Origin of the sequence: Moorena sp. SIO4A5 (assembly GCF_010672005.1) — a bacterium.
Classification (GTDB): Bacteria; Cyanobacteriota; Cyanobacteriia; order Cyanobacteriales; family Coleofasciculaceae; genus Moorena.
Window position 1 is genome coordinate 1 of the sequence record NZ_JAAHHZ010000216.1, and the last position, 8,272, is coordinate 8,272.

Below are 8,272 nucleotides of genomic sequence, written 5' to 3' on the forward strand. Positions count from 1 at the left end.
TACTTAATCGGTGATCAAGGTCAGCAATTGGAATTCAGTGATGAGGATAGCTCAAAGTTATGTCTATTTTTATGATCGGCACCCAACGCTCAGGCTCTAATTTATTGCGCCTGATGTTGAATCAGATCGGTGATCTCGCTGCTCCCCACTCCCCTCACATATTGCAGCGGATGATGCCATTACTACCTAGCTATGGGGATTTGAGTCAAACGGACACCTTTACCCTCTTAGTCAATGATGTGTGTCGTTTAGTGGAACTCAATCCCGTCCCTTGGGAGGGTGTGCATTTAGATACAAAGGAAGTTATTTCCTTTTGCCGAGAGCGGTCTTTGGTGGCGATATTTGCCTCTGTTTACGATATTATGGCACAAACTTGGGGAGCACGGCAATGGTGTTGCAAAAGTTTAGCCAACGTTTACTACCTGCCAGAGATTACCGCTTACTTGGAAAACGCTAAATTTATCTATTTGTACCGGGATGGTCGAGATGTGGCGGTTTCTTTTAAGAAGGCAGTGGTTGGAGAAAAGCACTTCTACCATATTGCTCAAGAATGGGCAAAAGCCCAGCGTTTAGCACTCCAGATGCGCTCTCGCCTAAGTCCCGATAGGTTTTTCAGTATCAGTTATGAAACCCTAATCAGCTCTCCTGAGACTACTCTGCAGGATCTGTGTAATTTCCTAGGGGTGCAGTATACTCCTGAGATGCTGGATTTCCATCAATCCCAGGAAGCCTCGAATACTGCAACGTCTAGCTCCCTATGGAGTAATGTAACCCAACCTGTAATTAAGCAAAACACTAAGAAGTTTCTCCAGGAAGCTACGGATGAGGAAATCCTGATTTTTGAATTGGTGGCGGGAGATGTACTTGATGCTCTCGGTTACGAACGGGTTGGGATTCTTCAAAGTAAAGAAATCAAATTCAGCAGCACTGCGATCGCTAAATTTAATGCGATTAACCAAAGGTTAAAAGCAGAAGTACGCCAAAAGATGGATCCTGAGGACTTAAAGCGACGGGATCGCCAAGCCACTTTGCTCAAAGAGATTAAAGCACGCCAGACCGTAGTGGCTTAAATAACTGACTATGTTAAAAAAACTGCATGTAAACTCGGAAAATCCCGAGTCGGTATCCCTTTGGTTTCTGTTCTGGAACTTTTTCAAGATCGGAAGTACAGCCTTTGGCGGTTTCATGGCTCTGATTTCCGTAGTTGAGAATCGGATGGTGCGGCGGCACAAGCTCCTCACCCATGAAGATATGCTAGATGGCATTTCCTTAGCCACTGTTTTACCTGGCCCAGTTGCTGCTAATGTAGTAGCCTATGTGGGCTATCGCTTGCGGCGGACTAATGGAGCTGTAGTCAGTGCTATCGGTGTGTTGCTCCCTTCTTTTATCCTGGTAATTGGTCTCACCATTGCTTATCTCCAGGTCGGGGAAATTCCAGCACTTCAAAAAGCCTTTGCGGGATTTATTCCTGCGGTGGCGGCGATTATCTTGAGTGCCGCCAGGCGCATGAGCAAAAAAGCGATCAAAGGCTGGCGGGAAGTAATGATTGCTTTGATAGCGGCAGTCCTACTCAAGGTAATAGGAGGATTCTACATTACTGTACTAGTCGTGGTGGGTTCTGGATTGGTAGGATGGCTTTGGTTAGGTGACACTAAGCAGTCGGGACAGGAGAATTCCCAAGCTCAACCGATTCAGGAGTCAATTCAGGGGATTTCCTGGCTGAAGCTGTCAGTCACCTTGCTCATCCTCCTGAGTTTTCTGTTGCTTTCTCTGATTCCCCTACCCTTTTTGGGGGAAACCAGCCTCGCGAAACTATTCGTCACATTTTCCGGCATGAGCCTAATGCTATTTGGTGGAGGCTACGTGTTCATTCCCCTGATTCAAGAAGTGGTGGTGAATAATTACGGTTGGGTGACTCAGACAGAATTTGCTAATGCGATCGCAATCGGACAAATTACTCCTGGACCAATTCTGATCAGCGCTGCCTTCATCGGTTATGTGGTGAAAGGGATTTCGGGAGCAATAGTAGCAACAGTAGGAATTTTTTTACCACCAGGACTGCTGATGGTAACCTGTTCCCACTTATTGAAACATATCAAAGAATCTACAGTCATTCAGGCGGCGCTCAAAGGAATTCGTCCTGCCGTCATTGGCATGATCATTACCGCTGCTATTGTAGTAGCTGGGAGTGCTGAATTTCATGTTGGCAGCCTGGTGATCTTTGCCGCAGCTTTAGCTGCCATGTGGCGGTTCCGCGTGAAGGTGCTGTTAATTATCCCGATTGCTGGAATTTTAGGCTTAGTACTTTACTCAATCTAGAATGGGTTGCTATAGCAAAGGGAACAGGGAACAGCGGATCACCGGAACAGGGAGCAGGGAGCAGGGAGTAGGGAACAGGGAACAAACATTCTCTCAATTGATTTAGGATTGCTATAATATAGAGTTTTAAAACAAGTTGTAAAGTTATAGATTGTCGAAAAAGGCAAGAGGCAAGAGGAACCCACCCCTAACCCCTCCCAGGAGGGGAAGGCAAGAGGGGCAAGAGCTCCAGAGTTTTTTAGTAAAATAAAATAACACCTTCTCGGTTTACATCTCAAATACAAATGCTATAGCAATCCGTGTAGGAATGGTGAGAATTTTTGTTCCCTACTCCCTACTCCCTACTCCCTACTCCCTGTTGCCTGTTCCCAGAATTCCTAAACGGATCCCTATTAGCATGCCAACTTTTTAGCGTCAACGTTTCAATCAGCTTATCCAGGGAGCCATAATCCTCTGCCGGTAAAAATTTTTCTATCTTAGCAGCTACGAGGGCTGGATGGTTTGCTGGGATATTCAGAAGCGCTTCAGTCACTGCTGCGACTAATTGCGGGTCAGTACCCTTAACCGCAGCAATTGGCCACTCGGGATAGAGCTGGGTGGTATGAGTATAGAAGAATTCGTCCTTAGCCGAATCTAGGATTCTCAGCTGTTCCAGGTTTTCCAACAAGCCTTGGTTGAGCATCTTTTCTAATTGACCTGTACGGATAAACCCAACATCAATTTTGCCGTTGACTACGTCAAGCACGATCTTGTCTTGTGATTTGTTTTCCACAAAACTGCTGAAGTCCAGGAACGGGTCAATACCATGTTCAAGCAGATGATAGATTTGGAAAGTGCAGCCAGCCGCCGCCGTTTGAAAAGCCACGCAGGCTGCCTTCTTACCCTGCAGATCCTTCAGCTTGTAGATATTGCTATCGCTTCTGACGATGATCAGACCACCAAATTTTGTACCCACCTGAGGTCGAGAGTGGGTAAGTAGAAATTCCGTATCGTAGAGCCGACGGATTTGCACAGCTGCCAGAGGATTGTTGGTGGTAAAGTGCAAATTACCTTGGGCTACTTCAATGAATTGACTTTCTTGGGTAACAGGTACTAAGGAGAAAGGGCGATTAATCACCCCAGAGAGGTAGTTTAGGAGTGGCTGATACCGTTGTTTGACAGAATCCACGCTATCAATGATCAGCACACCCACCCGGACAGTATTGTCCGACACTTGTTGATGGGAAGTATCAACGGGTATCACTGATGGGTTTGCAGACTGTTTCTTCTCGCAGGCGGTAAGCCCTAGGATAAGAGCAATAGATACACCAGTCAACAGATGAATTATTGTCTGTTGATAACTTATTGAGTTTACTAGATTTTTAACCATCAAAACCGATTAAATTCTTCAATAATAAGAATCATAAAAATAATTTAAAATATATCTTATTTTTTATTTAGCAAGAGTTATTTCAATTGATGGATACTTTGATAAATTTTCGATGAAGTTTCGATGAAGTTTTAGATATCTCTTAGCCAGCCTTAGTTTTTACTGTCAGCAGTTGCGAGCATACACAAAAACTCCCAAAAACTCTACCTGTAGAGTTAGATATGACTATATCACTACTATCCCTAGCGTATATTAATTAAATTGGCGTAACTCTTAAGGCATAAAATTCAGTTAATTGACTGAGATTAATTCCTAGATAAATATGGTTACATTAAAAACTGTAGTCAATCTATAAATTATAAATAGGTTGTGAACTCTCACCCGGCCAAGATTCCTGTAATACCAAGAATTTTTGGTTTATGGATTTTCACAACTCGTTTATAAACCCTATAGTTATCCTGATCGGAAAAATAGTCACAGTCCTATGCATTGTTCAAAAGACTTACCCTGGGAATTACCAGTCATACCTCAAGGGATAACCCAAGATCGACAACAGCACTACCATCAACAATCAAGTCAACCCACCGATTCCAACAATTCCCAACCACAAAGGAAAAGTAATGATCTGCGCACTCAATTATTGAAGACCATTCTCCCAGCGGTTTTAACCCCTCTAGGTCTGGCTGGACTATTCAGCTACAGTGCTATTTCCCGCAGCTCCCAACAGCAAGCTGAGCAACTATTAGAGAGTGAAAGCCTAGTTGCGGGCAGAGTTTTCTATATATTTTTGGAGGAAGCAAAAAGAATACCTGCTACTTTGGCAGCTAGCCCTCTAGTAGTTGAGGCGGCTAGCACTGCAGCCAAAGTTTCTCAAGATCAAAACCTTTCCAAATTACCCTACGACGAGGTTGAAGAGTCTTTCTCGGCTACCCGGTTAATCCAGCCAAATCAAGCTCTCAATGATTACTTACGTAAAACTACAGAAATGTATGAGTTTGCCGAGATATCTTTCACCGAAAAGCACGGGTTTAATGTGGCTTACAACAGTCCTACTCCTGAATTTGTCCAACGGAATCAACCCTGGTGGCAAGAGGCAAAATATGATCCCAGTCAGCAGGTGATTAAAACGAAATTTGATCACACTGACGATCGGTTCGTGATTGAGTTCAGCAAAGCGATCACAGACCCAGCAACTGATGAATTCCTAGGGGTTGTTAGAGGAGTTTTGCCTGCCTCGGTTTTCAGCACCATATTTAAAAACCTGCTGAAGGATTTGGAAATTGGGGATTCTCAATCTATGCAGCTACTAGCCCTGAAAGAAGACGACACTGTGGCTGTTGTTGATACCATCTACCAAGGGAAGAGTAAAGACCAGCCACAGAAACTGCTCGGGGCAAAGGATCAAGTAGTTGTACAGAACCTAAAAATTTTGCTCGAAGCTGTTAAAACTGGGCAAACAGTGCAGCAGAAGGGACTGACCATAAAGTCAGCTAATTCAGAACTTTTCCCAAACTTAAAGCTGGCCACCTTTGATCATAATAGCAGGCACTATATATTGGTTGCAGTTCCTGATAGCAATTGGACTGTGGCCGTCTCGATCAAACTTAGTGAACTCAGAGCAGCGGGTAGAAAAGCGGCAATAGGCTTTGCTAGTGTGTTCGTGCTACTGGGCATTATTATTACCTTGGTAGTGAGAGCTTTATCCGATCAGTTAGCAAAACCCTTGGGTCAGTTGGCTAATACTGCTAAGGCGGTGATTGCAGGCAACCTGAACGTTCAGGCGGAGCTTGTTGGTGCTACCGAGACGCAGCTATTGGCTCAAGTCTTTAATAACCTGGTGACACGGGTCAAAGGTCGATTACAGGAGCAAGAACAAGAAACTGAACAGGCGCGGACACTAGCGCTAGTCAGCAACCAGCTTCAGCAATCCTTAAACTTCGACAATATCCTACAAACTTCCGTTTATGGGGTACACCTTGCCCTCAAGACAGACCGTGTGTTTATCTATCGCTTTAATCCTGACTTCAAAAGCGGGATAATTGCAGCGGAGGTCGTAGATTCTGGTATGGTTGAAGCCCTAGGGCAAACTATTTATGAACCAATCACGACCGGGGAAATTAGACAGTTTAAGTTGGAGAAGCTTGTGAGTGTCGAGAACCTTCAACAAGCTACTCTAACTGGTGCTCCTGGCCAGTTCCTTGAACGCCTTGGTGTCGTAGCCAGCCTAGTTGCCCCAATTATAGTTGGGGGTGAACTTTTCGGCTTGTTGTATGCGAATGATTGCTCAAAACCCCACCCTTGGCAGGAGTCAGAACGTGAGTTAATGCAGCAGTTAACTAGACAAATTGGTGATGCCCTCACCCAAGCCCTGCTCCTGGAACAGCAGCAAGCCACGGTGGACATTTCCCAAACGTTAAATGAGATTACCGCTAGCATGCTTAAATCCCTAGAACGGGAAAAGATTTTCGCAGCTACGGTGGTGGGAATTAAAAGAGCGCTCTCGTGCGATCGCACAATCATTTACCTCCTCGAACAGAATCATAAAGGCTCAATGGTTGGCCTTTCAGTAACTCTGGATGGCTCTGTTACCCCAGAAACACAGAAGGAAGAGTTGGATTTTGCCCTAGAGGATGTTGATCACTACCAGTCACATCAGGTTCTAGCCATTGATAATCTTGAGGGTGAGTTAACCCACTACCAGAAGTCCCAAGTAGAGAGGCTTGGCCAAACTTCTCTACTGCTTGGAGCTAAGGCAAGTTTAGTGGCACCGATTTTCGTGGCAGGGAAATTGATTGGCTTTCTGGCTGCCCATCAATGTTCACAGCCAAGAGCTTGGCAGGAAACGGATATCAACGTTTTCACTCAAGTGGCGATTCAATTGGGCTTTGCTCTAGAGCAGGCTAATCTCCTCGAAAAGACGGAAAGAATTTCTCAAGAGCAAAGACAGGAAAAAGAAGCACTCCAGGAGCAACTGCTGGTACTGCTTGAAAATTTGCAAGGGGCAGCACTAGGAGATCTGACAGTGCGCTCTGACCTGACTTTGGATGAGATTGGTAAAGTTGCTGATTATTCTAACACCATTATTGAAAATTTGCAAACTATCGTAACCCAGGTCAACAACTCAGCGGTTGAAGTCAATACCTTACTGGGAAACAACGAGGTGGTAGTCGGTCAACTAGCAGAAGATGCTCTTAAGCACGCTTCAGAAACCAATCACGCCCTGGATTCAGTGGAGCAAATCACCGATTCGATTCAAGCAGTGGCTGAGAATGCTGATCAGGCGGCGAGGGTGGTTGATGGAATTGCAACCACTGTTGAAGCTAGCAGCAGTGCTATTCATCTAACTCAGGAGAGTATCCTGGAATTGCGAGACACGATTGGCGAAACCACGTCAAGAGTGAACCAGCTAGGTAAATCTTCCGAGAAGATTGCTAAGGTGGTTGCCTTGAGCAACATGCTCTTGGTCCAAACCAATGTTTTGGCTATTAACGCTGAGATTGAGGCTGGGCGGTCTGGTAATGGGATTCAGGGTTTTGTCGTGATTGCCAAAGAAGTAAATCAGCTTACCAACCAATTGATCAAAGCTACCCAGGAAATTCACAAGATAGTAGATGAGATCGACCTAGAAACGTCTCAATTAGTGAAGGTAATGGAACAGAGCACTGCTGTGGTGGAGAAGGGGACAAGTCGAGTTGAGGAAGCTAAGCAGAATCTGAAACAGCTGAGGTCGGCTTCGTGCCAGATCGAGCAGCTAGTAGCAGCCATTTCCCAGGGGAGTGTTTCCCAAAGCGAAACCACTCAGAGGGTTGCTATGTTGATCAAAGAGATGGCTCAATTCTCGGAACGCACCTTTGATTCCTCTAGGGAAATTTCAAGTTCCTTAACCTCAACTGTAGCCGTAGCTCAGGAATTGCAGGAGTCGGTTAGTGGTTTAAAAAGTTAACAAAAATTTTTCAAACCCCTAGAATGCTTTAGGCTTTAGGCTTGAGGTTTTAGGTTTCTGACCTAGTGTCAGGGTGCCTAGTGTCAGGGTGCCTAGTGTCAGAAATGGGCTTTCTTCGATAGGATTTTTTTGTAGCAAAACCACTACATCTTTACCACTACTCTACTCCTTACTCCCTACTACCTACTCCCTACTACCATTAACCTAGGACAAAAGTCCCTCACCCAATTTATAACTGCTATATAGCCTTAAAAAATATATCATCAACCCCACTATTTCTCATAACACCAAAAAATCATCGTATCGCTTTTTAGATAAATCATAGTTTCAAATTAAAATGCTATAATTAACTGGACATATAGCGTTTATCCTAGTAAGCTCATGTCCTGAATACTTATACTAAGATCCGAATCGAAGGCAGAGGGAATCCCCCCTAAACCCCCGCCCGGAAGGTGGGCAGGCAGCTATGCTGAAGTAAAGGAGTAAGGTTTCATCGGATCAGGTTTTTTATCACTAAATCGGGTAAGTCAGCGGGATTGCTCCCGCTTCGTCCCCAAAGCACCGTGCGAACAAGTCTCCAAGTACACGGCGCAACCAATTCCAAAAGAACTCACTTATCATTGCTACTTCTTTTCCTTGAC

6 protein-coding genes are annotated in these 8,272 nt (G+C 44.8%); 4 read left to right on the top strand and 2 right to left on the bottom strand.

Annotation, left to right across the window (positions count from 1 at the left end):
• The first annotated feature begins 59 nt into the window (after nucleotides 1-59).
• Together F6K57_RS32630 and chrA are read left to right on the top strand one after the other, a co-directional pair.
• Entirely contained in the window at nucleotides 60-1,070 is a 1,011-nt protein-coding gene (locus F6K57_RS32630; RefSeq protein WP_293072171.1) for a sulfotransferase, read from the top strand.
• A 10-nt stretch (nucleotides 1,071-1,080) separates the two neighbouring features.
• Nucleotides 1,081-2,319: a chromate efflux transporter gene (chrA, locus tag F6K57_RS32635; protein WP_293020170.1), complete on the top strand. Its 1,239-nt coding sequence runs from the start codon at nucleotides 1,081-1,083 to the stop codon at nucleotides 2,317-2,319.
• A gap of 38 nt (nucleotides 2,320-2,357) precedes the next feature.
• On the opposite strand, the gene F6K57_RS32640 is transcribed toward chrA, so the two are convergent.
• Together F6K57_RS32640 and F6K57_RS32645 are read right to left on the bottom strand one after the other, a co-directional pair.
• Nucleotides 2,358-2,504 (bottom strand): hypothetical protein, encoded by a 147-nt coding sequence (locus tag F6K57_RS32640; protein ID WP_293020171.1) that lies wholly within the window; start codon nucleotides 2,502-2,504, stop codon nucleotides 2,358-2,360.
• Nucleotides 2,505-2,653: 149 nt separating this feature from the next.
• Complete coding sequence (locus F6K57_RS32645) at nucleotides 2,654-3,688, bottom strand: phosphate/phosphite/phosphonate ABC transporter substrate-binding protein (protein ID WP_293072172.1); 1,035 nt, start codon at nucleotides 3,686-3,688, stop codon at nucleotides 2,654-2,656.
• 484 nt (nucleotides 3,689-4,172) lie between these two features.
• Here F6K57_RS32645 and F6K57_RS32650 point away from each other — a divergent pair, with 484 nt between their 5' ends.
• On the top strand, nucleotides 4,173-7,631 hold the full coding sequence (locus tag F6K57_RS32650; RefSeq protein ID WP_293072173.1) for a GAF domain-containing protein: 3,459 nt from the start codon (nucleotides 4,173-4,175) through the stop codon (nucleotides 7,629-7,631).
• A gap of 73 nt (nucleotides 7,632-7,704) precedes the next feature.
• Nucleotides 7,705-7,839 (top strand): hypothetical protein, encoded by a 135-nt coding sequence (locus F6K57_RS32655; protein ID WP_293072174.1) that lies wholly within the window; start codon nucleotides 7,705-7,707, stop codon nucleotides 7,837-7,839.
• Nucleotides 7,840-8,272 lie beyond the last annotated feature (433 nt).